The sequence below is a fragment of the Actinomadura macra NBRC 14102 genome (genome assembly GCF_001552215.1).
GTDB classification, from domain to species: Bacteria; Actinomycetota; Actinomycetes; order Streptosporangiales; family Streptosporangiaceae; genus Spirillospora; species Spirillospora macra.
Genome location: NZ_BCQT01000021.1, coordinates 32732 through 59354 on the forward strand (window position 1 = coordinate 32732; position 26623 = coordinate 59354).

Below are 26623 nucleotides of genomic sequence, written 5' to 3' on the forward strand. Positions count from 1 at the left end.
TCACCTCCACTCGGAGCGCGCCAGCACGATGCTGGGGCAGCCGAGTTCGGCGGCCAGCCCCGGGCGGTGGTTGGCGCATTCGGCGGCCGGCCTGGTGGAGTAGGGCGTGAGCTCCCGCGCGCGTCCGCGGAGCTCGTCGGGGGCGGTGGCGGTCGTGAGCCCGTGGGCTTCCAGCCAGCCGTCGTTGAAGGCGGTGGCCAGGTACCGCTCGCCGCGGTCGGCGGCCAGGAAGGCGACCTGCTGCCCCGGCCGGCCGCGCATCGCCTTCGCCAGCGCGACGGTGAGGGCCGCGCCGGTCGAGACACCGGCGAACAGCCCCTCGCTGCGCACCAGGGTGCGGCAGGCGCGGAAGGCGTCCTCGTCGGTGACCTTGTAGACCTGGTCCACCAGCGACAGGTCCGAGAGGTTCGAGGGCGTCCAGCTCAGCCCGACGCCGGGGACCAGGTACGGGTGCGGCTCGCCCCCGAAGACGGTGGAACCCCACACATCGACGCCGATCACCGCGACGTGCGGCGCGCGCTCCTTGACGGCCCTGGCGATGCCGCCCAGCTGCCCGCCGGTGGAGACCGTGCACACCACCGCCGTCAGGCGGCGCGCCTGGTCGAGCAGTTCGCGTGCGGTCGTCCGGTAATGCGCCTGGCTGTTGAGCGGATTGAAGCATTGGTCAGGACGGAACGAGTTGCGGATTTCTCGATGCAGCTTGTTGGCGTAGGCGATTCGGGTCTTGTGATAGGAGCCCGAGTCGTCGGGCTCGTCGACGATGACGATCTCCGAGCCGAATGCTTCCAGCAGGCCGCGGTTGGTGGGGGTGAGTTTGGGATCGACGACGGCGATCACGCGATAGCCGCGGGACGCGCCGATCATCGCCAGTGCGATGGAGAAGTTCCCCGAGGACGATTCGATGATCGTCCCGCCGGGACGGAGCAGCCCGGTCCGCTCGGCGTGCTCGACGATGTACCAGGCGGGGCGGTCCTTGAGACTGCCCGCGGGATTGGTGTTCTCCAGCTTGGCGATCAGCTGCGCCTCACCGTCGGTCGTGAGATTGCGCAGGCGTACCGCCGGAGTCTGCCCGATGACGTCCAGGAGCTCGGGCATGCGTGTACTGCTTATCGACTTCATTGCGAATGGTCCTCTTCGGCCGCGAAACGTGACAGGTCATGTTTCTGTGCTCGACGTGGTGCCTGAGTCGAGCGGCCGATCAGGTCCGGAAAACGCACAGCGCGGCCAGGGCGGCGGCACCCGTACGGTGCTCCGCCAGGCCGAAGCCGGCTAACCGCGCCCCCGGCAGGGAAGGTGGGCACGGCGCGCCGTCCAGGCCGGCCCACAGGACGGTGACCGGCGCGGAGAGGACGGGCAGGAGCGGGTGATCCGGCGCTTCCACCGCCTCACCGCGCGGCATCGCCCCGTCGGGTGGGGCCTCATGGCATTTCTCGTGGTGGAGCACCAGCGCCGGCACCGAGGTGCCGGTGGCGCAGGCGCTCGGCAGTGGTATGGCCTCCGCCGCCGTCGAGGCGATGTGTTCGCCGTGACAATCCCCCAGGGGCGTGCACGGCACCCCGTATGCGAGGAAAACCGCGACGGACAGCAGAATATAAAACCGCAGGCCACGATGCCTGCGATGGCTTATTCTGCTTATGGCGAAGCGCATGACCTTGAAAGGGTAACCGAGGGTAGTGTCTCTTTCCATAGAGTGAATATGGGAGATTTTCAATGTTGATTCGAGGGGCGTAGAAGGGCGCGAATGACCCGGTACGCATGCGTGAACGGCACCGTTCAGACCCGGGACGGGGCGGCAGTCCTGGATGGCAGTGGGTGGGCGGCCGCCTTCTGATGGGTGCTTTGTGATCACCGTGCCGGAGCGTGTTCTCCGGAACCCGGCTAAATGAATAGGAAAGTTTCTTATTTGAGGCGAATGGATCACGAAAAAGTCAGATTGACAGCGCTGAACACTTGCGGGACCTACCATTAGTGCATAACTTCACGCCATGCAAGTTGAAATACGCCATCTGCGCGTGCTCAGCCAGCTCGCCGAGACGGGGAGCATTACGCGCGCCGCGGCGAACCTGGGCGTCTCCCAGCCCACGCTCAGCAAGCAGCTCTGCCGGATGGAGAAGGCGTTCGGCGGTCCGCTGTTCGTCCGCAGCCGGCGCGGCATCACCCTGACCGCGCTGGGCCGGCACGTCGTGGCCCGCGCCCGCGGGGTGCTGACCGACATGGACGACCTGCTCGCCAGCCTGCCCGGCAGCGGCACCCGCATGCGCCTCCGGCTCGGCACGCATTCGCACCTCCTGCTCGGGCGGTGGCTGCGCCGCCTCGGGACCGAACTGCCGCACCGTGCCGTCACCACCAGCCTGGACCACTCCGGTGCCGTCCTCACCCACCTGCTCGCCAAGGACCAGGTCGACGTGGTCTTCATGGGACGGGTCGCCGACCATCACGCGCCGCCATGCCCGCCCGGCACCGCCGAGCGCCTGATCACCGTCGAGCCCTGCGGCATCGCGCTGCCGTCCGCCCACCCGCTCGCCGCCCGCGGCCGCGTCCGCCTGGCCGATCTCGCCGCCGAGACCTGGATCCCGCCGCAGGGAGGCGACGACGGCGGCACCGCCATGCTGCGCGCCGCGTGCGAGGCCGCGGGCTTCACCCCCCGGTTCCGCTACGCCGACATGGAGACGAGCGGCATCATCGGCTTCATCGCGGCCGGGTTGGCCATCGCGCTCGTCGCGCCCACCTGGGAGCCCGTGGAGGGGATCACCGTCGTCGCCCTCGACGGGCACGTCACCGACGCCTACCGCGTCCTTCGCTGGCGCCTGACCACCGTCGGCGTCGGCGAGATCGACATCCTGCATCGCACCCATCACGAGCTGTACAACGCGGTCGTTCAGCGCCACATCGCCACCCTGCCCTGGCTCGCCGATCACCCCGACGCCCGTCCCCGGACCTTCGATCCCCCCGCCTCCTGAGCCCGCCGACTGCCGTTCCCGGCGAGACGCTCGCCCACGGCCGGGCGCATGACCAATGGACATTGTCCGGAAGCGGCCTGGTCTCCATATCCCGTCGGCAACGGACGACCGTGACATGGCACGGTGGATGGCCGGGCAGATCTCTTGTGCAATGTCCGATCTGAATCGTGTGATGAAGGTCCGGGGCGACTTGGTGCGTGTCACCAGGGGGAGAATTGAACGACCAGCTCAACATTGTGATCATTGAATTGCTGCTCGTTCTGCTGGGGACCGGCGTGTACGCCGGCTTTCAGCTCAAGTCCGTCAACCGGCACCTCGCCGAGCTCCGGAAACCGCTCATCGACTACCTGTCGATCGCGACCGCCCGGGCCGAGCGCGAGCAGAGGATCAGCGACGCGGTGCTGGGGGGAACCGAGGGCATCGCCAAGACGGTGGTCTTCTCCCGTATCGAGGTCTATCCCGCCAACCCCGCCTACGGCGAGAAGGGGGTCGGCGTGTTCGGGATCCGCAATGTCGGCGGCGAGGCGGTCTTCGTCATGGGCGTGACCCGTGACCCCGATCTGGCGCCGGCACGGATGGCCGGCGGGACCGTGCTCGCTCCCGCGGACGTGGTCGACCAGTACCTCAGCCTCGAACCCGGCGACCCCGAGCTCGACGTCGGCCAGGTCGCCCTCTGGTACCGGGACCTGTCGGGACGGATCTGGCGGCGGTGCGGCACGGACCCCCATGCCGTGCAGATGACGATCACCTCACCCGATCCCGATCCCGATCCCGATCCCGCGCCCGACCCGGAGTCCGCGCCCGAATCTCAGTCCGCGTCCGACCCGGAGGCCGTGCCCGAACGGGAAGCCGAACCAGAAGCCGAACGTGAACCCGTGAGTCAGCCCGATCCGGCAAGTCAACCCGCACCCGCACCCGCACCCGCGACCGACGAGAGCGGAGCATCATGAGCCCGGCGCCAGGACGGCCTGACCTCACCCGCGTCGTGGAGATCGAGCACCGGCTGCTCGGCGCGAAGGTCGGTCGTGGTACCGGGCACGTCATCGCGCCGGGACTGATCATCACCGCGCAGCACGTGGTGGTCGACGCCGCCGGCGAGCCGGCCGCGATCCGGGTCCGGCAAGCCTCCGCCACCGGCGAGGACGACTGGGCCAAGGTCCGCGAAGTGGTCCTGCCCTCGGGCCCCAGGCTCGACGTGGCACTGCTTCTCGTCGACGCCCCGTGGACCATGGTGTCCGCCGAGCGACCGGGGCTGGTGGACGTCGCGGGGCGGGCCCCCTGCCAGGTGTGCGGCTTCCCCTCGGTGCACCGCAACCGGGCCGAGCGCGACACCGAGACCGTTCTCGGCGTGCTCCGTCCGGACACGCGGACCAGGTCCAAGGACACGATCCTCGTGCTCGATGTCGGCTCGGCGGCGCCCGCCACCCCCGAGCTGACGGCCGCGCGGAGCGGCGGACCGCCGAGGTCGGGCTGGGCGGGGCTGTCCGGCGCCGCGGTGTTCGGACCGGGCCGGCTGCTGGTCGGTGTCATCACCGAGGCGCCCAGCGGCTTCCCGGCGATCCGGCTGCACGCCGCGCCGATCGCGAGCGTGCTCGCCGACCCGGGCCTCGCCGCTCACCTGCCCGAGGCGTGGCGGCGGCAGGACCTCCCGCGGCTGAGCAACGAGGTCACCATCGAGGTGGGCCAGCGCCAGCGCCTCCGGCTCCAGGGGCAGCGAGCCGCCTCGGACACGGGCCAGGCGGAGCGTCCCCGCCCCGTGGAGTTGCTGGCGGCCAGGGCCGAGGTCGTGCCGTTCATCCCGCGGGCCGAGCCGGAGCGGTGGCTGCGGGACTGGTGCGAGAGCGACGCGCAGGTGAGCCACGCCGTCCTGGCGGGCGAGGGCGGCGCGGGCAAGAGCAGGCTGGCCGGTGAGCTCTGCCTGCGACTCGGCCGGGCGGGCTGGATCTGCGGGACCGTGATCGCCGAGGGCGCGGCCACCGCCGACCTGGGCATCGGGGAACTGGGCCGGCCCACGCTGCTGGTGGTGGACTACGCCGACCATCTCCAGGCGTACGTGGCCGATCTGCTCGACGGGGCCGCGGCCTACGGGACCGACCGGGTGCGGGTGCTGGCCGTGGTCCGGGACGGAGCGGCCTTCCAGCGCCGGCTCGCGATGGAGACCGACGTGGACGCGACCGGTCAGGGCACCGAACGGGAGCTGACCCTCGGCCGGGCACCCCTGCCGGCCGAGGAACGCGCCGCCCATTTCGCCGCGGCCACCGAGGCGTTCGCGGCGGCGCTGGGCCTGGAAGGAGAGGAGTCGCCGAGCGTCCCGGACGAGGACGTGGCCGATCTGCCGACCCCGCTGCTCGTGCACGCCAACGCGCTGCTCCGCCTGCTGGAGCGGGAGGACGGCACGGCCGCGGCGGCCGCGCCCGGCGGCGCCGCGGGGGTGTTGCGCGGGCTGCTGGACCGGGAGGAGAGGCGGTACTGGCGCGACCTGTTCCAGGGCATGGACGTCTCCGAGTCGACGCGGCGTGAGCTGTTCGCGGTCGCGACGCTGTTCGGCACGGACTCGGAGGCGGAGTCACGTGCCGCGCTCACCGCTCTGGCCGCCCCCGAGGTCCGGTCCGAGCAGGCCCAGGACGCCGTCCTCGCGCGGATCGCCTCCCACTACGGGACGGGCCGGCTGCTGCCGCAGATCCAACCGGACCTGCTCGGCGAGCAGCTCATCGCCGACACCCTGCTCGACGGCGCCCGGCCGAGCGCCCTGTTCGACGTGATCACCTCGCCGGGGCAGCGCTCACGCGCCCTGGAGGTCCTGCTGCGCATGTGCGACTCGCCGGTGGGCACGGTCGCGGCGACCACCCGGGCCGAGCTCGTCGCGCTGCTCGACTCCCATCTGGACGTCCTGGTCCGGCAGGCGATCGACGTGACCACACCCGGGCTGCCCGCGCCCGGTCACGACGCCCGGCTGCTGCCCGCCCGGCTCGCGTCGGGTGTCCAGCTCTGCCCGCCGTCGGCGGCCGCGGCGCGGGCGGCGGAGTCGGAGTTCCCGCTGCGGACCGAGCTTCAGACGCTCGCGGCGGCGATCTACCGGAGCGCGGCGGGGTGGGCCGCCGCGAGCGACGACACCGCCAAGGCGGCGGCGTTGTCCGCGCGGGCCGCGAGCGCGCTCACCACCGCGGGTCTGTACGACGCCGCCCAGACCCCCTTCGAACAGGCGATGAGCTACCTCGGCTCGACGCCGACGTATGTGTCCAGCCCGGAGATGGCCCGGGTGCTGAGCGCGGGGAGCGTCGTCCACCTGTCCGCGAGCCGGCCCGTGATCGCCGCGCAGGACGCCGAGCACGCGGTGCAGGTCGTCGAGGAACTGGAACGCCGCGAGCCCGGCGTCCACACCGCGCAGCTCTTCGAGACACGGCTGCTGCTGATCGGCGCCTACCTGACCAACGGGCGGGACGCGGAGGCCGAGCAGATCGCGACGCGGACCGCCGAAGATCTGCCACTGCTGGACGTCGCCGCCAGGACACGGCTCTGGTCGATCACGTCCTTCCTGCTCCAGACCAAGGGCGACTTCGCCCAGGCGGAGGCGTTGATCCGGCGGGGCATCACCGAGATCGAGGCGGAGGCCGGCGAGCAGTACGCCACCGAGCTGAGCAGCCTGTGGAGCGCGCTTGCGCTGCTGCATGCCACGCTGAGCCGCCAGGACGAGGCCGTCGTCGCGGCCCGCAAGGCCGAGGCGTACGCGGCCGACATGGCCGCGTCGGGCCTGCGGGACGCGCGGTTCCGGCTCGCGTTGGTCCGGTTCGCCTCGGCCGCGATCGTGATCGGTGAGGATCAGGACGAGGGCCTGCACTTCGCAGAACAGGCCCGGGACGAGATCTTCGCGCTCTACCGGGAGTCCGCCGACCTCTACGGCGCGTACTACGTGGAGTCCGAGGCGCAGCTGTCGCGGATGTACTGCGAGACCGGTCACCTTGAGGACGCGCGGGAGGCCGCACGAGCCGCGGCGGGCGCGGCACGGCTCGGATTCGCGAAGCGGCCCGTCCTGTATCTGTGGGCAATGGTGAGTTCGGCCGTCGCCCAGGCCGACGTGTGCGCCACGTCCGACGACTTCGCGGCCGCCAGCGAGATCCTTGAGCAGACGCTGGACCGGGTGAACCGGCTCGACGCCGCGCTCGCGCCCCGGGCGGCCGAGGCCGCCGCGTTGATCACGCGTACGCTGGCGGACGTCGAGGTCGCCCGGGGCCGTCCGGTGGAGAGTGTCGAGGCCGCGACCCGCGCCGTGGCGGCGTACGCCGAGCTGGCCGCCCAGCCGGCGAACGTGAGCGGTCTGATCCTGCTCGTCGGCGCGCGTCTGCTGCTGGTCGGCGCCTTGGACGATGCCGGCCGCACCGACGAGGCGGTCGCCGAGGCGCAGCGGGCCCTCGGCGAGGCGGAGCGGCTGGTCGTGGAGCGGCCCAACGACTTCAACCGCAGGATTCTGGCGCTCGCCCGCTACGTCGTGGCCTCCGGCTACGAGGCCGCGGACGACCCGGCCGCCGGGGCGCTGCTTCTCCGCCGGACGCTGGAGGAGTTCCTGCTGGACGACGAGACGCCGGGCGACGCCGAGGACCGGGAACTGATCCGGCAGAAGATCGCCAGCCTGGAGTCGCCCGAGACGGTGCCGGTCGGCGAGACGCCGCCGAAGGACTTCGCCGACCTGGAACCCGGCCGGCACCGGGTGATCCTCGGGAAGTTCCGGGGCGGTCCGGTGGCGGCGCGCGAGTACCGGCCGGTCCTGGTGCTGGGGCCGCAGCGCAGCAGGAAGACCACGTCTTTGATCATCCCGACCCTGCTGGAGTGGGACGGGCCGGTCCTCGTCACGTCGGTCCGCTCGGACGTCGTCACGGGCAGCATCCAGCACCGGGCCAGGATGGGGCGAACGTCGGTGTTCGAGCCGACGCGCTCGCTGTTCGCCGGGGGCACGGCGCTGGCCAGCTGGAACCCGCTCGACGGCTGCGAGATCTGGGAGCAGGCCATCGCGATGGCCCACGCGCTGACGGAGTCGGCACGGCAGGGCGCGGAGAATCTGGACAACGGCCGCTTCTGGTACTCCCAGGCGAGCCTGCTGCTCCAACCTCTCCTGCACGCCGCGGCGCGCACCGGGCAGACGATGGACGCGGTGAGCCGGTGGATCAGGACGGGGACGCGGGCCGAGGTGTTCGCGCGGCTGGAGACCTCGGGTGCGGCGCATGAGGCGGGGGACATCTTCCGCACGTTCTCGGTGATGGTGGACGCCACCCGGGACGGGGTGTACGCGACGGCCCGGGACGTCCTGCGCGCGTACGAGTCGACCGCCGTCCGGTCCTCCTCACGGACCGGTTTCTCGGTGAAGGAGTTCCTGGCGAGCAAGGGGGACGTCCTCTATCTGTGCGCGCCGCCCGAGGAACAGGAACAGCTCGCCCCGCTCTTCACCGCGCTGGTCCGCTCCGTGATCACCCAGGCGTACAAGTGGCAGGGCGAACAGCTCAACCTCCTGCTCCTGCTGGACGAGGCCGGGAACATCGCGCGGATCGACGACCTGGACACCATCGCGACCACCGCCGCCGGGACCAAGATCCAGCTGGTCACGGTGTTCCACGACGTCTCACAGATCACGGCGCTGTACGGGCAGGCGCGCGCGGACAGCATCCTCAACAACCATTCGGCGCTCATGGTCCTGCCCGGCAACCGGGACCGGGCCACCATGGATCTCGTCGACCGCATCTTCGCCGACGAGCGGGGCCGCGGCCTGCGCCGCAGGTCGGTACGCCAGCTCGAACCCGGCACCGCTCTGTGCGTCTACGAGCACCTCCCCATCGAGGAGGTCACGCTCCGCTCCTCCACTCACGACACGGAGCTCATCCGTGTCGCCCGGAGCGACGACAGCGACCTTTCGGCAATGGTGGTGCTGTCGACCCGCCTTTAGTCCTCGTCCTCGTCCGAGAGCGGCACCGCTCCCGGCCGCGCGTGCTGGACTCCCAGATGGGGTTCGAGTGTGAGCCGGACCCGGTGGGTGTTGCTCCGCGCCCGCTCCGCACCGGCGCGTGCGGTGAGGACGGTCCACAGCTTCACCGTCGCCGACCCCTGCACCTTGGTGGTCAATTCGACCTGGAACTCGACTTCGATCTGCTTGAGGTCGAACAACAGACCGCCCTGCTGCGGACGTGACGCCGCTGCCTGCACCTGCTGCCGCAGGCTCTCCATCGCCTCGGAGATCGACACGCCGTCCGTCGCATCGGGACTGCCCATATGCCCACCTTCCGGGGAACCCTGCCCAGCTCTGCCCAGGAACTCACACCCTACCGAATCCCGAACAATTGCCTGCGGAGTCGCCGTCCCTGATGCGGTGTTCTCCCACAGCCGGGTGCTATGACCGATTGGAAGTACCGATCCTGCGGTCGCGTATTGGACCATGACTTCGCGGGACGGGCGCCCGGCAGCTCCGGCGCCCATCCCGCGCGCTGTGAGAGCTCGGTACCCGGCCCCGAAGCGGCTTACAGCGGACAGCGGCGCAGCAGCTCCCAGTACCCCGCCAAGTGGTGTGCCGAAAAGGCCGCCACAACAAGGAGAACCCCGATGAACCCACGCGCGTGCTGATGTTGCTGATGCCCGAGGTCGCCTGGCCTGGGTCGCAGCAGCGAGAACCGTCGCGTATCCAGTCCGTAAAGCTCCTCTTCCCGCCACCCCAGGACGCCCGGGGAGAGGAACTCGCGTGCCCGCCAGTGCCGAAAGTCCACCTCGACACTGGCGGGCGCCGGGCAACTCGCCCGGCCGCACGACGATCTTTCCCCCTCTGCTCGCCGCCGTTCTGCGGTCGGCGGAACCGGTAGGACCGTGAGCGCGGCCGTCCTACTATGTGCGCATGGAGAGCACCCGACCGCGTACGACCGTCGACGAGGGGGCGCGCGAGCCGGCCGCGACGCGCCGGCCGACCGAGCCGTTGTGGCGCGACGCGCTCGGGCGATGCCTGAGGCGCCTGCGCTTCGACCGTGGCGAGACACTGGTCGAGACCGCCCGTCGTGCGGGGGTCTCGCCGCAGTACCTCTCCGAGATGGAACGGGGTGTCAAGGAGCCGTCGAGCGAGATGATCGCCGCGGTCGCCGGCGCTCTGGACGTCTCGCTCGGTGACCTGACGCTCGCGGTCGCGACGAGCCTGCTGGCCGCGCCTGCCGTGACCGCTCCGGCGGGCGCGACCTGCAAGGCGGCCTACGCTCTGGCCGCGTAAGCGCGGCCCTACACGGGCAGGGGTTGCTGTTCCTCGATCACGTGGTCGACGAGGCCGTAGTCCAGCGCCGCGTTCGCGGAGAACACGCGGTCACGATCCGTGTCCGCCCGCAGTGTCGCGGTGTCCTGCCCGGTGTGCCGGGAGAGGATGCGTTCGAGGTCCGCACGCACGCGGACGACCTCGTCCGCCTGGAGGATGAGGTCGGGGATCGCTCCGCGACTCTGCCCCGTCGGCTGGTGCAGGACAACGCGAGCGTGGGGCAGCGCGGCGCGTTTGCCGGGGGTGCCCGCGGCCAGGAGCACGGCGCCGACGGCGACCGCCTGCCCCACGCAGATGGTCGCGGTCTGCGGGCGGATGTAGCGCAGCGTGTCGTACACCGCCAGCATCGCGCTCGGATCCCCGCCCTCGCAGTTGATGTACAGCTGGATATCGCGTTCGGGGTTGTCGGACTCCAGATGCAGCAACTGTGCGACCAGGGCGTTCGCGACTCCCGCGTCGATGGCGGTGCCGAGATAGATGATCCGCTCCGTCAGCAGGTGCGAGTAGACGTCCATGATCCGTTCACCGCGAGGGTGTTGCGCGATGACGTTCGGGATCGTGTAGGTGCTCATCGGACCGCCCCTTCCGAGGGGACACCGAGCCCGATGGGGCGACGACCGGCCGGCACGACCTCGTCGAGGGCGCTGACGATCGCGTCGACGAACCCGTACTCGAGTGCTTCCCGCGCCGTGTACCAGCGGTCGTGCAGCGAGTCCTCGAAGACCTGCTCCAGGGGCTGGCCGGTGTCCTCGGCGATGAGTCCGAGCACCGTGTCGCGGGTGTGGCGCAGGTCGTTGGCCTGGAGTTCGATGTCGACCGCGGCGCCGGCGATACCGGCGGAGCCCTGGTGCATCAGTACCCGCGCGTGCGGCATGGCGCGGCGCTTGCCGCGGGTCCCCGAGGAAAGCAGGAACTGGCCGGCGCTGTAGGCGATGCCCAGCACCACCGTGGCCACGTCGCACGGGATGAGCCGCATGACATCGCGGATCGCGAGCATCGACGGGACCGACCCGCCAGGGGAGTGGATCCACAGCGCGATGTCCGCGGACGAGTCCTCGCCCGCCAGGGTGATCAGCTGTGTCGCCAGCAGCGTGCCGTTGTCATCATCGAGCACGCCGTCGAGTACGAGAACGCGTTGCTGGTAGAGCTCACGCCGGACTCGTTCGTTGAACAACGGGGTTCTCTGTTCCTCGCTCATGCCCTCACTCTGCGCCGAGGCGAGCGCCGACCACAGCCTGATCTGCCTGCGGCGGATCCGCTCAGAGCAGCAGAACCGTGTCCCGCGCCCGGCTGCGCCTGGAAGGACGAGGTGGCCGGGGCGTCGTCCGGCGGGCGTCGCTCAGTGCTTGAGGGCGATGCCCCCGTGAATGGTGATCTGGCTGTCGTCGAGCTTGGACGACTCCTGATCGGGGTGCCATCGGTGGACGGCCACGACGCCCGGGTCGAGGATCTCCAGTCCGTCGAAGAAGGTCTCCACCACCGTCCTGGTGCGGGCCACCGTCGGTATGCCGTGAGCGTTGTAGGCGGCCACGCCTGCGGCCACCACCTCGGGGTTGTTGTCGAACGTGGTCGTGGACAGCGCCAGGATGCTGCCGGGAGCCAGCGGTTCCATGAGGCGGTCGATGATCCGCCGTACCTCGGCGTCGTCGACGATGAAATGCAGGATCGCGATCAGACTCAGCGCGACGGGCCGGTCCAGGTCCAGGTCGCCGCGCAGCTGCTCGGACTCCAGGATCGCCTCGGGGTCCCGGAAATCGGCGTCCAGATAGCCCGTCCTGCCCTCGGCGGTGCTGGTCAGCAGGGCCCGTGCGTGGACAAGCACGATCGGGTCGTTGTCGACATATACGATCCGCGCCTCGGGCGCGACGGCCTGGACCACCTCGTGCAGGTTCGGGGAGGTGGGCAGTCCGGTTCCGATGTCGAGGAACTGCCTGATGCCGTGCTCGGCGGCGAGTCGATGGGCCATCCGGGCCATGAACCTTCGATTGGCGCGCATGCCCGTCGGAAGGCTGGGCCAATCCTTGACGATGTTCGTGGCTGCCGCTCGATCGGCGGGGAAGTTGTCTTTGCCGCCGAGAAGGTAGTCGTAAATTCGGGCAGAATGGGGGATTTCGGTCTTCAGATCCAGCTCGCGGTCGGTCACGGGGATCCCCTGATCGTCTAGCTGTCGGTAGACGACCCACCTTAAGTCTTTTCTCCCTTTGGCGAAGAACGCCGGAGTGTTTGGGGGATACGCCGGGTTCTATTCGACCTCCGCCCGCGAGCCTCTCGCGTGCTCGATGGTCGCCGTCCGTGGTCGTTCTCCGGACGGATTTCTCGGCTGCGCCGGTATCGAGAAGACACCGGACGCCTGCTCCGGTCCTCCGGCAGGCACGGCCGGCCCGTTTTCGAGGGGGCCGGCGTGGATGAGCTGCGCGCCCAGCGGAGTCAGGCTGTGCATCACAGCCGGGCCGACGCGTTGGGTGGTGATCAGTCCGGCGCGGCGGAGCACCGCGGTGTGCTGGCTGATCGAGGGGAGAGAGACGAAGACCCTGTCGGCGAGCTGGGTCGTGCTGGACGGGCGATGGAGTTCCTGAAGGACGGCGGCCCGGGTGGCGCCGAGCAGCGCCGCCAGCGCGGCGCCGTCCGATGGCCGCTCGGTCACGCGGACGGGGTAGAACAGGCAGAGCGGCTTGCCGGGGATGACGGCGCAGGCGGGCCGCGGGGCGAGCGCCGAGGGGATCAGCAGCAGCCCGCGTCCGCGGAGGTTGATCCTGCGCCCGGGCACCGTGGAGACGCACTCCAGGATCGGCGACCGCCAGCGCAGGGTGGGATGCAGTGTCGCGAGCAGGGCATCGACACCGCCGTCCAGGAGGACCTGGCCGCGGGCCACCCGGTCGGTCAGGACGCGAGCGGTGATCGTTTCCCAGTACGGCTCAAGGGCGACGCGATACAACTGGCGCAACGCGGTCCGCAACTCGTTGCGGGCGCGAGGCTGACCCGCGGCCAGCTCACGGGTCCATGGGGGGAGACGCTGTACTTTCTTGAGCATGGTGAGCTGCGATTCCAGCTCCGTGACCGGTGTTTCGAAGACGGTATCGATACCGGTGGCCGGATCGGTGACTCCCAAGGGGCTGAGGAAGTCCGGAAAGTACTTGAACTGCTGGGTGAGGTCGAAGATCGGCATGGCGTCCGCCTGCAGCCGCGCCGTCACCGCGCGCTTCCAGTCCTGGCCGAGGCCCCGGGTCTCGGGCGTCTGCAGGACCATCGCGCTGAAGGCGAGTTCGGCCATCGGCTCCGCCCTGGGGGCGATGGTGATGCGACGGAGATCATCAGCAGTGAAGTGGAGCGCCACCATGAAATGTCCTCCCGTCCTTCAGCTTTCGCTGATAGGGCCGGCATCACCCAGCGGACGATGCCGCGGCGGCAGTGAACCGCCAAGGCAGTGAGACGGCGTTGGTCGTGGCGTTGAAATTATCGAACACCCGTACGTACGGACGGGGACATTTTCAGTAATCCCCGAGCTTCACGCGCGCAGGCGGACGGCGGCGCGGCGCGACCCCGCGACGCCGGCGGCCGGGGCGCCGGCAGTGACCACGGCGAACTCCGGCGCTCCACCGATTGCAATTTTGGCCTTATGCGCGGAACTTCATTCAAATTGGACCCTGACGTTCAGCGACGGACGTTGGCGTTCAGCGACGGACGTTGGCGATAGCCCCGACAGGCCGCTTTGCCCTATCTCTGCATAAACGCTAAAGATCTTCCTTGTCCAGGTGTTACCGGTCAGCGCCGACCCGTTTGACGATGCGCGCCGTCCGTCATGGGGTTGGTCTCGCGGTAGTCGTTGGGGGTGAGCCCGTAGGCGTTGTGGAAGGCGCGGGTGAAGTGCGCGGCGTAGGTGAATCCCCAGCGTGCGGCGATGGTACCGATGGTCTGGCCGGCGAGCAGCGGATCGCGCAGGTCGCGTTTGCAACGTTGGAGTCTGCGAGTGCGGATGTGGCCGGCGACCGTGGCGTCCTGGCCTTGGAAAAGGCGGTGCAGGGTCCGCAGCGAGATGTGGTGGGCGTCCGCGATGGTCTGTGGCGACAGCTCGGGGTCGGCCAGGTGCTGGTCGATGAAGGCGTGGACGCTGGCCAGCAACGCATGCCGCTGGGTGTGTTCGGGCAGAGTCCGGCCCTCGCCGAGGTGGTGGGCGAGCATCGCCGCGATCAGGTCCACGGTGACGGCCGCCAGGCGGCCGGCGTCAGCGGGACGGTAGTGATCGGAATGCTTGATCAGATGCTGCACATGGCTGGTGACCAGCGCGCCGACTCCTGTACTGCCGGGCAACGCGGTCATCACCAGCTTGCTGGTCGTGTTGTCCGGCAGCGGCAGCAGCTTGCGGGGGAACAGGACGATCGCGCCGACGGCGCCCGTGCGACTGTCGCCGACGATGTTGTGGAACGGGTGTGAGCTGTCGAGCAGCACCATGTCCGACGGCTCCGCAACGGCGGTGAGGCCATGCTGGCTGAACTGTCCTGTGCTTTGCCCCTGAAGCAGGAGTTCGAACAGCTCGGGGTCGCTGCGCCGGATCAACTTGGGGGTGCGCTGGGCTTCCATCGCGGGTAAGGCCAGGGACGACACCCGAACTTCCCCCAACTGCACCATCCGAACCCTCGCCCGGGTGAGGCCCGCGCCATCACTGCGAACCCTCACGGGAAGCACCGTTTGCGAGATGTCTTCCAGCCAGGAGGAGAACCGCTCACCTGCCGGCCGCGGCCATGTGATGTCCACTGTCTCCATTTACCTGTCCCGTCTTCAGACCCTCGCCGGACATGAGTTCCAACTCGGCGTCCGCTCGCGAAAGTCCATCAAGGTGGCGGGATGAGGAACCCGGGCACGCCGGCGCCGTGCCGATGTGAAAGGGACTCGCTGGCATTAACCCCATCCCGCCCGCAGAAATCAACGTGACGGTGGGGCTAGTGGGGCGGTGTGGGCCCAGGTGATCGGCGTTCGTGTCACCGGACCAGCAGGTCTGCGTGGATCTGCTGTAGTACGGGGTCGGGGTCTGTGCCCAGTTCAGTGGCGATACGGGAGCGGATGGCCTCGTAGCGCGCCAGTGCGTCGGCACGGCGGCCCGATTTCTCCAGGGTGATGAGGAGGCGTGCCCACAGCGACTCCCGCAAGGGATGGCGCGCGGTCAGCCGGCTCAGCTCGACGACCAGCCCATCGTGGCGGCCGACAGAGATGTCCAGGTCGATCCGGCGTTCTAATGCGGTCAGGTAGCTTTCGAGCAGCCAGGGAACCTCCGACGCCTTCAGTGAGGCGCACGGCACTCCTTCGAACGGCATGCCACGCCACAGGTCCAGTGCCTTCGCGAGCCGCGCCCGCTCCACCACGGCATTCGGTGCCGCAGATTCAGCGACGAGCCGGGCGAACTGCAGGATGTCGATGTCCTCCGGATCGGCGTGAAGGACGTACCCGGTCGGCTCAGTACCGATGGCCCATGCGCCGAGCGCGTTTCGCAGACGCGCGACATACGTCTGCACGCTGCGCCGGATGTTGCCGGGCGGGTCCTCGTCCGCCCACAGTGCCGTGGCCAGGTGATCGACAGTAACGGTGCGTCCCGGCGACATGGCCAGAACGGCCAGCAGGGCGCACAGCCTGCCCGCCGTCACCGGAACCCGGTTCTCGTTCACCGAGACCTGGAGTGGCCCCAGCAAGTTCACCGAGATCACCCCTCGCGACCGGTTCCCCGGTTCATCATCGGATGGGACCCCCGTCTCCCCGTCATGCATGTCTCGTTCCCCTGCGACTCGCTTCTTGAATTTTCAACTGTTCGACATTCAGATACACGGAACACCCCGCCGTGACGCTGGAATGGCGATCGAAATCACCCGATGGAAACGCGGTCAGAAAAACTTGGCCATTCACTCCCGAGATCTGGACGGCAGTTCGTGCGCGAGGTCTGCGGATGGTGGCGTCGGGACTGCCGCCTCCGCTCGAACGACCTCGCGGTCCGCTCTCCGTCCTGCCCTCGTCGATCCCGGTCACCCGATTTCGGATGCACTTGATGAATCAAGAGTGCGTGAGCCAAACTGGATCACGCTAGACCTTTTGGCCACAACTAAAACGGTGCGTGGCGTCCTGTACGCGCGGTCCACCAGCCGTCGGTGTCCGCTGTCGCTCCGCCGGCACGGTGGTGAGCTCGCATGACGCAGATGTGAAGCCGATATGAAACTGCGCCCTGATACTTCTTTTGTGACGGCAACGGCGACCGGCCATTGCCCAGTAGATAGGGGAAGCAGATGGACAAGCTCACCGTGGTCACCCTTCCGGAGATCCCGCTCTCGCAGCAGCGGGACGGCACGGTGTTCGGCGCCTAAGGAATCTGATGGAGCTGCATTGGCAGCCCGATTCGGTGAGGGCGCGGCTCGAACGTGCCGCGCTCTCCCGTTTCCTTGGCTCGCAACTAGCGGAACTCTACGGCGGTGAGCCGGTCGAACACGATCTCGATGGGGACTTCGTTCATCCTGTGACGTGTTCGATCGCCTACGCCGGAAAGAGCGGCGCCTCTCCCGCCCTGTCCGAGCAGGCCATGGTCCGCGCCGTCACCGAGAGCCGCGGCCGAGCGGTGCAGGCCGCGGCGGACGGATCCTTCGCTATCGATCTCGTCCCGCTGGATCCGAAGGTGATGGCGGGCACCGTGCGCCGGCACGTCGACGACGCGCGGCGGGTCGGTGACATCGAGACGATCGTCTTTCATCACCCGGAGGACCTGGACTGCGACGATCCCCTCCGCGCGGCGCACCGGCTGATCAGCGAGCACTGGCCGGCGATGCTCGAGGAGATGGCGGCCACCGTGTCCTGCCTGACGTTCTTCACCGCGGGGAGGGCGATCGGGTTCGCCGACATCTACACGCACGGGCTGATCGCCCTCCAGGCGGCCGACCTGTCCTGGCCGATCAAACTGGCGGAGGAGATCATTCATGAATCCTCCCATGTGCGCCTGAACGGCATTCTCGCCAGCACGACCTGCCTGGACGACGACGGTGGTCGCCTGTACCCCACCCCGCTACGGGAGGATCCACGCCCCGCGGCGGGCCTGCTCCATCAGCTCTTCGTCCTGGCACGGTTGTGCGAGTGGCATGCCCGCCTGGGTGAGCATGCCGTTCCCGAAAGGGCCGCCCAGGCGCGTGAGGACCTGGCCGCCGCGCACGCCATCGTCAGTGCCGAGCTTCCGCTGACGGAGGCCGGCCGCGTCCTGGTGGCGAGCATCCAGCCCGATCCGGCACCAGCACGGTCGTGACTCTCACCCGGTCCGCGACGGCTGTCAAAGAGCCATTGCCCCGCGATTACAAGAAATGGTTCTGCGGCACTCTGATCGCCACAGCGGGAAACGTCGCCTTCACCGTCGCCCTCCAGTGGACGGCGACCGCACATGGCGGTGTCGCCGCGGGATTGGTACTGGCCTGCGGCGTACTCCCACAGATGATCCTCCTGCTCATCGGTGGAGCCGTCGCGGACCGGGTGGGTCCACGCCGTGTCATGATCATTACGTTGGCGGCGATGGTGTCGGTGGCGCTGAGCCTTTCCGCCATCGCCGCTCTTGTGGGCACCTCTGTACCGTTGCTGGTCCTCTACAGCACCATCGCCGGAACCATCAACGGCTTTCATCTCCCGGCTTCAAGCTCGATGGTGCGCAGGCTCGTGAATCAGGACCAGCTACCGCGCGCGCATGCGACCCAGAAGGCGGGCCAACAGATCGCCGCATTCGCGGGAGCGCCGCTGGGCGGTGTGCTGGCCGCCGCCGGAGGACTCGCGTCGGCGGCGCTCATCGACGCCGCGGCCTTCGCCGTGGTCGTCATCGCGCTCCTGTCCGTCCGGCCGGACTTCACGCCCGCACCTGCTGAGCGGCCAACGAGCCTGAGGCAGGACGTCCGCAGCGGGATCCGGCTCGCGGCGCGGGACCCGCTGCTGCGGCCGTCGTTGCTCGTCATGGCCGCGACGGCGGCCTTCTTCGCGCCCGTGGGACCCCTCCTGATCCCGCTGCTCGTGCGCATGCACGAATGGGAGGCGACCGCCGTCGGCTGGATCCTGGCCGCCCAGAGCGTGGCCTTCTTCATCGTCGCGGCGCTGGTCTCGCGTCGCGGGGCGCTGAATCGTCTCGGCCCCACCTCGGCGGCGGGAATCGTCATCATGGGCGTGGGCGTCGTGGGCATCGCCCTGACGCCGAACCTGGCCCTCGCGATCGTCGCGGCGTCCGCGGGCGGATTGGGCTACGGGGTCGCCGCCACCCACCTCACCCCGCTTGTGATCAATGCGTCGCCGCCATCGCACCTGTCCCGGACCACCGCCACCATGGCCATCGCCCAGAACCTCAGCGTCATCACGACGTTCGTCGGATCCGGCGGGCTGGCCGAGACGGTCGGACCCGCCACGATCGCCTTGGTGGACGGGCTTCTCCTCACCGCCATCGGCATCGCGGCGCTCGGCGCCCGACCCTTCCGGCAAGCCTGAGGCGCCCTTCTCGGGGGCCTGTACGTCATCGCCCCCTGCTTGACCTGCGGCAACAGGGACATAGGCCCCAGTTATCGCCTGCTGGCATTACCTGTGCTTTGTCGCAAATGAGACTGTAGTGGCGATCCTTCGGCCTCTCGCCCGGGGCTCCCCGCCCAGAAAGCTCCCCGGCATTCGAAGCGACCCACGAGGTGTGCGACTCGTCCCCCGACGGCCAGTGCTCCCATCCGACCGGAGGACGTCCGCGCCCCGTGCCCAGGCGAGAGGCCCGCAGGGCCAGCCAAGAGAAGGGCGGAAGCGAATGAGAACGCGTACCCGTCCCGCGCGTCGGCGGTTCGCAGCCGGTGTCGCGGCAGTGGCCGCCACCTTCGCGGTGTCGTCCGGGGTCGCCTCGGCAGGCGTACTCCAGATCGATCAAGAGGTTCAGGAGCAGGATCAGTGGTGCTGGGCCGCCAGCGGGCTGACCATCGCCAAGTTCCACGGCAAGGGTGACGTCAGCCAGAACGACTTCTGCAACCTCGCGCGGAACCTCCCGCAGGGCAGCGACTGCCCGAACGAGCCCGGCGAACTGGAGTGGGACCAGACGGCGTTCCGGCAGCTCGGACTCTCGGCCGGTCAGGTGACCGGACCGCTGTCGTTCCAGGCAGTGTCCGCCGAGATCGACGGGCAGCGCCCGATCGAGACCGGCATCTACTGGACGGCGGGCGGCGGCCACGCCCAGGTGATCTACGGCTACCAGGGCCAGGTCCTCTCCTACGGCGACCCGTGGCCCTACAGCCCCAGGTACGGCGAGATGAACCACCGCAGCTACATGAGCAATGGCGAGTTCCGCTGGGGCGAGGCCCTGTCGAAGGTAGGGGCGTGACATGCGAACCATGGCGAAGGTCACCGCGGCGACCCTGATCAACGGAACGGTCCTCATGGGCGGCGGCGCGGCACTGGCCGCGGGACCGCCCTCGGACGAGGCCGCCGCGCAGAAGGTCGCCTCGTCCGCAGCGGCTCAGCAGTGGCTCGGACGGTTCTTCGTTCACCTCGACCAGCACCAGCGTGGTCAGCTCACCAACCAGCCCGTCACCCCGGCGGCGATAGCGGCGAAGGCGCCGAAGCTGGAGGGTGACGTCCACCGCGTGTACTCCCTCAACCCCGAGTTCGTGAAGGGGACGCCGAACGCCCCGGCCGCGAGGTTCGCCTACATGGCCGTCGGCGCGAAGTCGGCGACCGGGCAGCACGCGACGATGTGGCTGACCGGGTCCGGCGCGAGCTGGTCGGTCATGAATGTGATCTCCGGCTCCGACGAGGCCGTGTACCCGGCGAAGGCGGACGGCGGCATGGTGTTCACCGAGCCGCAGATCCACGCCTGGTACCGGCTCAAGGACGGCCGCGTGACGGCTCTGAACGACACCGCCAAGACGTCCGTCGCCAAGGGCGTGACGGTCGGGTCGTACCAGAAGCTCGTGCACGGCCGCTACGCCGACAAGCTCCCTGGCTCCGCGTACCAGCGCTCCGGGAAGCTCGGCGGCTATTCGCCCACGACCGGCGTCAGTGATCGGACGTCGGACCGGGGCCCGGCGCCCATGCTGCTCGCGCTCGGCGCGGGCGCCATGGTGACCGCCGCGGGCGTCGTCATGGCACGGCGACGCCGCACCTCGGGTAGCAACTAGCCGCCTCCCAGCGGGTTCCGGGAACCGCGCCGTCCCGGAACCCGCCCCCCGGGGTACGCACGTGGTCCGCAAAGGCCCCGTAAAGAGCCTTGGGCGATGTTCGCGCAGCTCAGGGGCCATTGAGTGCGCTACGGTCGATCGCCGGAAACCCGGCGTAAGACGCGCAATGGCGCCATGAGAATCATCGAGTACGTCAAGATCGTTCATCTCAGCCGTCACGAATGGATTCCCTATGTACAAGTCGTAGGGGTCGTTCTGACCATCGCGCGACTCATCGCCGGAATCTAGGCTCAACCCCTGTTCGAGGGCCCCTTCCTGACACCATGGTCGTAGCAGTCAGGAAGGGGCGGCCGTGAGTGACGACGACGGTGCGGCGCAGCTTTTCGCGGACGCTTTGTCCGAACTCTACGAACGGGCGGGTTCTCCCAGCTCCGGGCAGCTCAAGGCCAGGGTGGCGGCCAGGCAGCCTGGACTGGTGTTGTCGCCCACTTCGCTGGGGGAATGGCTGTCAGGCAAGAGTGTGCCGTCCCGCACCAAGGTCTTCGACGCTCTCATCAACGCTCTCCAGGAGTTGGCGGGAGAGCCCACCCGTCCGCTGGAGTGGTGGGAGAGCCGTCGTAGAGCCGCCGAGCGGGAACGTGGCAAGAACCGCGGCGGGCGGCCGCGCGGCACCGCCGCGCCGTCGGGTCGGCCGGTCCCCGACCGGGCCGTCCCCCAGCCGAGGGACGAGCCGCGTCCCCTGCCGTTGACCCGGGTCGAGGAGGACACCGCGGCCGTGTTGGCCCGGTCCGTGCTCCAGAGCGAGCAGCTGGCCCGGCGCCGCCTCCTAGGCGAGGACGATCTCGCCATCGACCTCGACTTCCGCTTCCGGCCGGCACGTTCACACGATGCGGAGGGGGCCGGTCCCCGCAGCAGCCTGCGGCAGGTGGTCGAGTACTACCGCGCCCTGCGGCCCCGCCGGATGGTCATCACGGGCGAGGGCGGCTCCGGCAAGACCGTCCTCGCGCTCCAGATCGTCCTGGACCTGCTCGGCGAGTACGCGCCCGGGGATGCCGTCCCGGTCCGGATGGCCGCCGAATCCTTGGAGGGCTGGTCGATGGAGGACTACCTCGTCCGGCACCTCCGCACGGTGTTCAATGTCCCGGCGCACCGGGCGAGGGCGCTCGTCGGCGCCCGGCGGATCCTCCCGGTGATCGACGGTTTGGACGAGATGGACCGGGAGGAGGGCTTCCCGTCCCGCGCCGGCAGGGTCATGCAGTCGATCAACGACTACCAGCACGCGGCCGGCAAGGGCGCGGTCATCCTGACCTGCCGCACCAAGGAGTACACCGCACTGGAGGCGACCCGTTTCTGGGTCAAGTACGCCGCCCAGGTGGAACTGGTGCCCGTCACCCAGACCAAGCGAACCGAGTTCCTGCGCCGCCGGGTGGTCGATCTGAGCCGATGGGACGCCGTCCTCGAAGCCACCAAGCGAAAAGGGCGTCTGACCAGGGAGCTGTCAACCCCGTGGCGGCTCAACCTCGCCGTATCGGTCTACGAGGAGCCGGCTCCGGACGGTGAGGGCTACCTGCGCCATCCGGACGAGTTGACCGCACCCGATCTGGACGTCCGCGACCATCTTCTCAGCCTCTACATCCCGGCGATCGTCGCCGCCAACCCTCCTCCACACGGAGCGTCTGAGAAGAAGGTCGAGCGCTGGCTCACCTCCCTCGCGGAATTCCTCCGGGACAACGCACGGCCAGGTTACGAGGTCGACGGAAAGCGATTGTCCAGCACCGAATTCGTCATGCACGAACTCTGGCCACTCGCCTGGTGGGACGCCCGCAAGAAGGCGGCGGCCATTCTCCTGCTGATCCTCGCCGCAGGCTTCCTGGCCGGATTCCTCCAGTGGAGCGGTCAGGACATCAAAAAGGATCTCTACTACCCCGCTGGTGTGGGGGCGATCTGCGCTCTCTACCCCTTCGGACGGAAATGGCCCGAGCCTAAACGCTTCCACTTGCGCTGGTTCGGTGGTGACCCCAGAAAGTCACTCCCCACCTTGTCCTCCCTCAGTTGGACGATCAGCTCGGGCATAGGCGGCTTCGTGACCTGGCTGATCGTGGGTGGAAAGGAGATCCTGGCGGCGACGGCCATCCTGATGACGGCGAACTTTCTGCACACCATCAGCTCCGGCCCCATCCGGGAGAGGTCACGCGCGACCGCCCAGGCCGACCTGGCGGTGGGAATCGCCATCGGCGCGGCCTTCGGCTGCGTGCTCGAATTCCTTGGGAACGACAACGTCGGCTACGGCCTCGGCATGTCCGAAGGGCTGCTGTTCGGGCTCAGCATCTTCGGTGTCGCGGGAACCCGCTACTTGGGCCTGCTCCTGGCCACCCGTCGATGGCACGAGCGGCCCCTCCCCTGGGCACTGGGAGGCTTCCTGGAATGGGCCTACGCGGCCGGCCTCCTACGGGTGGCCGGCGTCGCCTACCAATTCCGCCACAGCGAACTCCAGGAGTACCTGGCCCCACTCCCCAAGGCCCCTTCCCCCAGACGCCGGGCCCGCGTCAAGGCCCGTCCGCCGGCCACCGGGGACGCTCCTTCCGCGGCACTCAGGAAACGCGGCGACAGAGATTCCGCGAGTCCCGCAACCTGAGCCCCGGAGTGGCCTGGAGGCTGGCCAGTGTCGTATCCAGAATCGTTCTTCGGACCGGTGGACGGAGGCGAGGGATCGCGCGTCCCGAGAATCCTCAGGGCCAGCTGCCAAGCTCGAAACGTGCCGGTCCGTGTGGCGCCTACCGGATCCGGGCGGCATCAAGCGTCGCTTTCGGCCCGCTCCCGGCGCAGGGCGGTCTCGCGAGGGTCCTCGACGCGCATCCCGGACGGGCCGGGGTCGGTGTGGTGGACAGTGGTGTAGAAGCGGACCTCGTGGCCGTCGGGGTCATGCAGCTCGGGCAGGATCCAGCCGATGGTGGCGAAGTGAACCCCCGCGTGCGACTCGCCGAGGGCGGTCAGCCGGGCGGCGAGGTCGCGGAGGGCGGCCTCGCCTGGGACGCCGATGGCGAAGTAGTCGAAACCGGCCGCGGCCGCCGCGCGCTGCGGGTCCAGACGCAGGGCCAGCATCGGCCCGCCCACCGGATGGCGTAGCGCGTACCCCATGAGCACGCCCTTCTCGACGAACTCGATCTCGACCTCATAGCCCAGCCGGGAACGGTACCACTCCAGTGAGCGAGCCAGGTCCGACACCGGAAGCTTGAGGTGGTGAACACCGTCCAGGTGGGGGGCGGTGGCGGTGGTGTCGTCCATCGTGATCTCCTTGCAGTGTCACTGCATTCTTGCAGTTATACTGCAATATATGTCCGACCCCGTCAACAACCTTCCCGCCAACCTGCGCGCCGCCCGTGTCGCCGAGACGGAGGGCAAGATCCTGCGTGCGGCCACCGAACTGTTCGTCCGCGACGGCTATACCGGCACCACCCTGACCGCGGTCGCCGCTCACGCCGCAGTGGGCACGCGCACCGTGTACGTGCGATTCGGCACCAAGGCCGCATTGCTCAAACGCGCCGTCGACGTCGCTTTCGCCGGGGACACCGCGCGGGTGGCCGTGCACGAGCGCGACTGGTTCGTCCGTGCCGGTACCGCGCCCACCGCCGCCGAACGCATTGCCGCCCTGGCTGGGGGGAGCCGCCAGATGATGGGCCGCGTGGGTGATCTGCTGGCCGTCGCGCTACAGGCGGCCGCGACCGAACCGGATCTGGCCGCCGCCGCCCAGGCAGGTCGTGAGGCCACGCGCGACAACATCGCCGCCTTCTGGACCAAGATGGCCGACGACGGTCTCCTTCCCCCCGGTGCGGACATGACCTGGCTGACCGACACCGGCGCCCTGCTCGTCCACGCCGAGACCTACCTGCTGGCCCGCCACATGCACGGCTGGACCCTGGACGCCTACGAACGCTGGCTGATCACCAGCTTCACCACGCTCTGCGCCGCCATCACCTGACGGGCAACCTCTGGACGAGCGCCGGTATCCCGGTTGGCTCAGGGATTCTTGACCAAAATGGCGCGGGTGTAGAGCAGATCGAAGCCCCGACGCTGCACGTTCTGCTGAGACTTGGACCCCGGCTGCGTGGTGACGACGGCGATGTCGCAGTCGGCGGCCGCGGCGTCGGCGAGCCGGGCCGAGAGCAGCGCGGTCTGGACGCCCCGGCGGCGGTGCGCGGGTGCGGTCGCCGCGCCGGTGAGTTGCGCGACGCCCTCTGCCATGCGGTAGCTGGCACCGCCGACGATGATCCCGTCGTACAGCGCGACATAGCGCATGACGCCGGCCGTCGCGAAATCGCGTACGGCGTTCGCGAGGACTTCGCGCGGGAACTCTTCGTGCGAGGGCACCCCTTGCTCCTCGGGGTGGGCAAAGCCATCGACCACGACGTCGAGCCACGCTTCGAACTCGTCGTCGCCGCTCGGCCGGACCTCGATCCCGGGTGGGGTGACTCGCTCAGGCTCACCGCTGAGGGCAAGTCCGAGCACGTTCTCGAAAGATATGAGCCGATAGCCGCGTTCGGTCAAGAGAGCGCCGATCGCGGGGTCGGCGAGGTGGGCGAGCTCGACCTGCACTGGGGTGCCGCAGGCGGCGAAGGCCCGTTCGATCTCGTCGAGGGCGGCCGCGCTCGGTACGCCGTCGAGGCCGAGTCCCGCGACCTTGTTGGACGGCGAGCCCTCTTCGGCGAAACTCGCCACACCACCGGCGATAGGGATCACGAATCCCACCGTGTCCGCCCTGCGCCGGTGCGTGGCCTCGCTGGCCTTGGCGATGAGCTGCGCCTCGACCCGCTCGATGCGCTCGGCCAGAGCGGCGTCGCAGAAGAGGGGCGATCGATCGGCGTTCATTCGCAAAGATTAGCCCGGCGTCCGGAACGGCTGCGGCCCACGGCGCCGACCTGGAGGCCGCACGAGCCAAACTGCGTCCCAGGCCGCCCGCTCTACTGGCCTGGTGTAGTACCCCCTACGGGGAACCATGCGCATGGCTGCACACACAACCCCACCACCCACCGCTGCCAACTAACGATCCCGTCCCGCTTCCCGGTCCCCTAACCGCCAATGCCGGGTAGTTAAGGTGCCTGGGCGTTTGTCGACCCGGGTTGGTCGACGACGGTGAGGATTGTCTGGTGGTTGGTGTGGTCTACCTGGCCTTTTGCCCGGTGTTTGGAGACCGCTCGTTTGACGATGCGGGGGTAGTTGCGGTCGCGGCGGGCGGGCAGGGGGTCGGCCAGGACGGCACGGCCGATGCGGCTGACCAGGTCGACGGGGGTTTGGGCGATGATCCCGGCGGCATGGACGATCTGATCGCGGGCGGCACGCAGGGCGCCAACAACACCTTGAAGGGCTCGGCCCCGACCCGGAGGCGGGCCTGCGCCAGCGCCGATGACGAGGGCACCGGCCCCTGCCCGTCCAGCCCCGCGACCAGCCGGGCCTACACCTGCCGATACCCCAACCTCTCAAACAACCCGGCCGCCAGCAGCAGATACACCACCACCCGCGGGGCAGCCCCCGGACCTGCGCCTGGGTGCGACCCGTGGACGCCAACACCTCATCGACCATCTCGAACGGCACGATCTGGGTCAGCTCACCCAGATGACCCGACCCGCGCCATGTTGCGACCCCTCGCAGGGGCGATGAGGACCGCGCCCATCCGCCCACCGCCATCAGACCGCCCTCGTTGTGACCCCTCGCAGGGGCGATGAGGACCTGAACGGCAGCCGCGGCCAGGCCGGGCAGCAGCGGTTGCGACCCCTCGCAGGGGCGATGAGGACCCGCAGTGCCGACGCACGGAACAGACGTGTTCATTGGGTTGCGACCCCTCGCAGGGGCGATGAGGACCCAGCCAAGCGCCCAGACCCGGACCTCTGATGCCCGGTTGCGACCCCTCGCAGGGGCGATGAGGACACCTCTGGCCCAGGGTTCGGCGTCAGCACGCACGCGTTGCGACCCCCCGCAGGGGCGATGAGGACGCCGAGTACACCCGCCTCAACCAGGCGTTCGCGCAGTTGCGACCCCTCGCAGGGGCGATGAGGACGTTGACGGAGCGGCCTTCGCCGCCCCTAGGAATCCTCGTTGAGACCCCTCGCAGGGGCGATGAGGACCAGTTACAACCAGTGAGACTACACAGTTGTGCAGGTTGCGACCCCTCGCAGGGGCGATGAGGACGTCAACCCGGACTACGTTGACTACCTGCTCGCGTAGTTGCGACCCCTCGCAGGGGCGATGAGGACTCCAGG

The 26623-nt window shown here is 69.1% G+C and carries 22 protein-coding genes and 1 CRISPR repeat array; of the genes, 10 read left to right on the forward strand and 12 right to left on the reverse strand.

Annotation, left to right across the window (positions count from 1 at the left end; all coding sequences use genetic code 11):
- Positions 1-1095: a cysteine synthase family protein gene (locus AMA02S_RS32880; RefSeq protein WP_067466462.1), complete on the reverse strand. Its 1095-nt coding sequence runs from the start codon at positions 1093-1095 to the stop codon at positions 1-3.
- Positions 1096-1198: 103 nt separating this feature from the next.
- Complete coding sequence (locus tag AMA02S_RS32885; protein ID WP_157430986.1) at positions 1199-1648, reverse strand: hypothetical protein; 450 nt, start codon at positions 1646-1648, stop codon at positions 1199-1201.
- Positions 1649-1985: 337 nt separating this feature from the next.
- Here AMA02S_RS32885 and AMA02S_RS32890 point away from each other — a divergent pair, with 337 nt between their 5' ends.
- The 3 genes from AMA02S_RS32890 (at position 1986) to AMA02S_RS32900 (ending at position 8892) form a co-directional block, all read left to right on the forward strand.
- The gene (locus AMA02S_RS32890) at positions 1986-2960 is read left to right on the forward strand and encodes a LysR family transcriptional regulator (protein WP_084265860.1); all 975 of its coding nucleotides are present in this window, start codon (positions 1986-1988) and stop codon (positions 2958-2960) included.
- A 215-nt stretch (positions 2961-3175) separates the two neighbouring features.
- The gene (locus AMA02S_RS32895; RefSeq protein ID WP_067466471.1) at positions 3176-3910 is read left to right on the forward strand and encodes a hypothetical protein; all 735 of its coding nucleotides are present in this window, start codon (positions 3176-3178) and stop codon (positions 3908-3910) included.
- The gene (locus AMA02S_RS32900) at positions 3907-8892 is read left to right on the forward strand and encodes a type IV secretory system conjugative DNA transfer family protein (RefSeq protein WP_157430987.1); all 4986 of its coding nucleotides are present in this window, start codon (positions 3907-3909) and stop codon (positions 8890-8892) included. Before AMA02S_RS32895 ends, AMA02S_RS32900 begins: the two co-directional genes overlap by 4 nt.
- On the opposite strand, the gene AMA02S_RS32905 is transcribed toward AMA02S_RS32900, so the two are convergent.
- Entirely contained in the window at positions 8889-9215 is a 327-nt protein-coding gene (locus tag AMA02S_RS32905; protein WP_067466478.1) for a trypco2 family protein, read from the reverse strand. The two genes, AMA02S_RS32900 and AMA02S_RS32905, sit on opposite strands and share 4 nt — an antisense overlap.
- Positions 9216-9828: 613 nt before the next feature.
- Between AMA02S_RS32905 and AMA02S_RS32915 the strand changes: the two genes are divergently transcribed.
- Positions 9829-10191, forward strand: a complete 363-nt coding sequence (locus tag AMA02S_RS32915) for a helix-turn-helix domain-containing protein (protein WP_067466484.1) — start codon at positions 9829-9831, stop codon at positions 10189-10191.
- A gap of 8 nt (positions 10192-10199) precedes the next feature.
- Here the strand turns inward: AMA02S_RS32915 and AMA02S_RS32920 are convergent, their stop codons facing one another.
- From AMA02S_RS32920 to AMA02S_RS32945, 6 genes are all read right to left on the reverse strand, one after another.
- Entirely contained in the window at positions 10200-10802 is a 603-nt protein-coding gene (locus tag AMA02S_RS32920) for a ClpP family protease (protein ID WP_067466487.1), read from the reverse strand.
- On the reverse strand, positions 10799-11428 hold the full coding sequence (locus AMA02S_RS32925; protein ID WP_067466490.1) for a ClpP family protease: 630 nt from the start codon (positions 11426-11428) through the stop codon (positions 10799-10801). The genes AMA02S_RS32920 and AMA02S_RS32925 overlap by 4 nt, the downstream gene beginning before the upstream one ends.
- A gap of 141 nt (positions 11429-11569) precedes the next feature.
- Positions 11570-12373 (reverse strand): SAM-dependent methyltransferase, encoded by an 804-nt coding sequence (locus AMA02S_RS32930; protein WP_245667933.1) that lies wholly within the window; start codon positions 12371-12373, stop codon positions 11570-11572.
- Between the two features lie 99 nt (positions 12374-12472).
- Positions 12473-13567: an ArsR/SmtB family transcription factor gene (locus AMA02S_RS32935; protein ID WP_067466496.1), complete on the reverse strand. Its 1095-nt coding sequence runs from the start codon at positions 13565-13567 to the stop codon at positions 12473-12475.
- 425 nt (positions 13568-13992) lie between these two features.
- Positions 13993-14991, reverse strand: a complete 999-nt coding sequence (locus AMA02S_RS32940; RefSeq protein WP_067466499.1) for an AraC-like ligand-binding domain-containing protein — start codon at positions 14989-14991, stop codon at positions 13993-13995.
- A 215-nt stretch (positions 14992-15206) separates the two neighbouring features.
- The gene (locus tag AMA02S_RS32945) at positions 15207-15917 is read right to left on the reverse strand and encodes an AfsR/SARP family transcriptional regulator (protein WP_169806940.1); all 711 of its coding nucleotides are present in this window, start codon (positions 15915-15917) and stop codon (positions 15207-15209) included.
- A 665-nt stretch (positions 15918-16582) separates the two neighbouring features.
- Between AMA02S_RS32945 and AMA02S_RS32950 the strand changes: the two genes are divergently transcribed.
- From AMA02S_RS32950 to AMA02S_RS32970, 5 genes are all read left to right on the forward strand, one after another.
- On the forward strand, positions 16583-17497 hold the full coding sequence (locus AMA02S_RS32950) for an aKG-HExxH-type peptide beta-hydroxylase (RefSeq protein WP_067466504.1): 915 nt from the start codon (positions 16583-16585) through the stop codon (positions 17495-17497).
- Positions 17498-17532: 35 nt separating this feature from the next.
- Positions 17533-18708 (forward strand): MFS transporter, encoded by a 1176-nt coding sequence (locus AMA02S_RS32955; protein WP_169806941.1) that lies wholly within the window; start codon positions 17533-17535, stop codon positions 18706-18708.
- 301 nt (positions 18709-19009) lie between these two features.
- Entirely contained in the window at positions 19010-19573 is a 564-nt protein-coding gene (locus AMA02S_RS32960; RefSeq protein ID WP_067466510.1) for a papain-like cysteine protease family protein, read from the forward strand.
- A gap of 1 nt (position 19574) precedes the next feature.
- On the forward strand, positions 19575-20369 hold the full coding sequence (locus AMA02S_RS32965) for a hypothetical protein (RefSeq protein WP_067466513.1): 795 nt from the start codon (positions 19575-19577) through the stop codon (positions 20367-20369).
- Between the two features lie 352 nt (positions 20370-20721).
- Complete coding sequence (locus AMA02S_RS32970; RefSeq protein WP_067466516.1) at positions 20722-23004, forward strand: NACHT domain-containing protein; 2283 nt, start codon at positions 20722-20724, stop codon at positions 23002-23004.
- A gap of 158 nt (positions 23005-23162) precedes the next feature.
- Here the strand turns inward: AMA02S_RS32970 and AMA02S_RS32975 are convergent, their stop codons facing one another.
- On the reverse strand, positions 23163-23654 hold the full coding sequence (locus tag AMA02S_RS32975; RefSeq protein ID WP_067466519.1) for a VOC family protein: 492 nt from the start codon (positions 23652-23654) through the stop codon (positions 23163-23165).
- A gap of 49 nt (positions 23655-23703) precedes the next feature.
- Between AMA02S_RS32975 and AMA02S_RS32980 the strand changes: the two genes are divergently transcribed.
- Positions 23704-24348 carry a TetR/AcrR family transcriptional regulator gene (locus AMA02S_RS32980; RefSeq protein ID WP_067466522.1) on the forward strand — a complete coding sequence of 215 codons (645 nt, stop codon included), beginning with the start codon at positions 23704-23706 and terminating at the stop codon, positions 24346-24348.
- A gap of 38 nt (positions 24349-24386) precedes the next feature.
- Here AMA02S_RS32980 and AMA02S_RS32985 read toward each other — a convergent pair whose 3' ends face one another.
- Both AMA02S_RS32985 and AMA02S_RS45175 read right to left on the reverse strand, forming a co-directional pair.
- Positions 24387-25235, reverse strand: coding sequence for a GNAT family N-acetyltransferase (locus tag AMA02S_RS32985; RefSeq protein ID WP_067466525.1), 849 nt, complete (start codon positions 25233-25235; stop codon positions 24387-24389).
- A gap of 171 nt (positions 25236-25406) precedes the next feature.
- Complete coding sequence (locus AMA02S_RS45175) at positions 25407-25979, reverse strand: hypothetical protein (RefSeq protein ID WP_369688419.1); 573 nt, start codon at positions 25977-25979, stop codon at positions 25407-25409.
- Positions 25980-26003: 24 nt separating this feature from the next.
- Positions 26004-26617: direct repeats of the CRISPR family, unit length 25 nt; unit sequence GACCCCTCGCAGGGGCGATGAGGAC.
- The last annotated feature ends 6 nt before the right edge of the window (positions 26618-26623 follow it).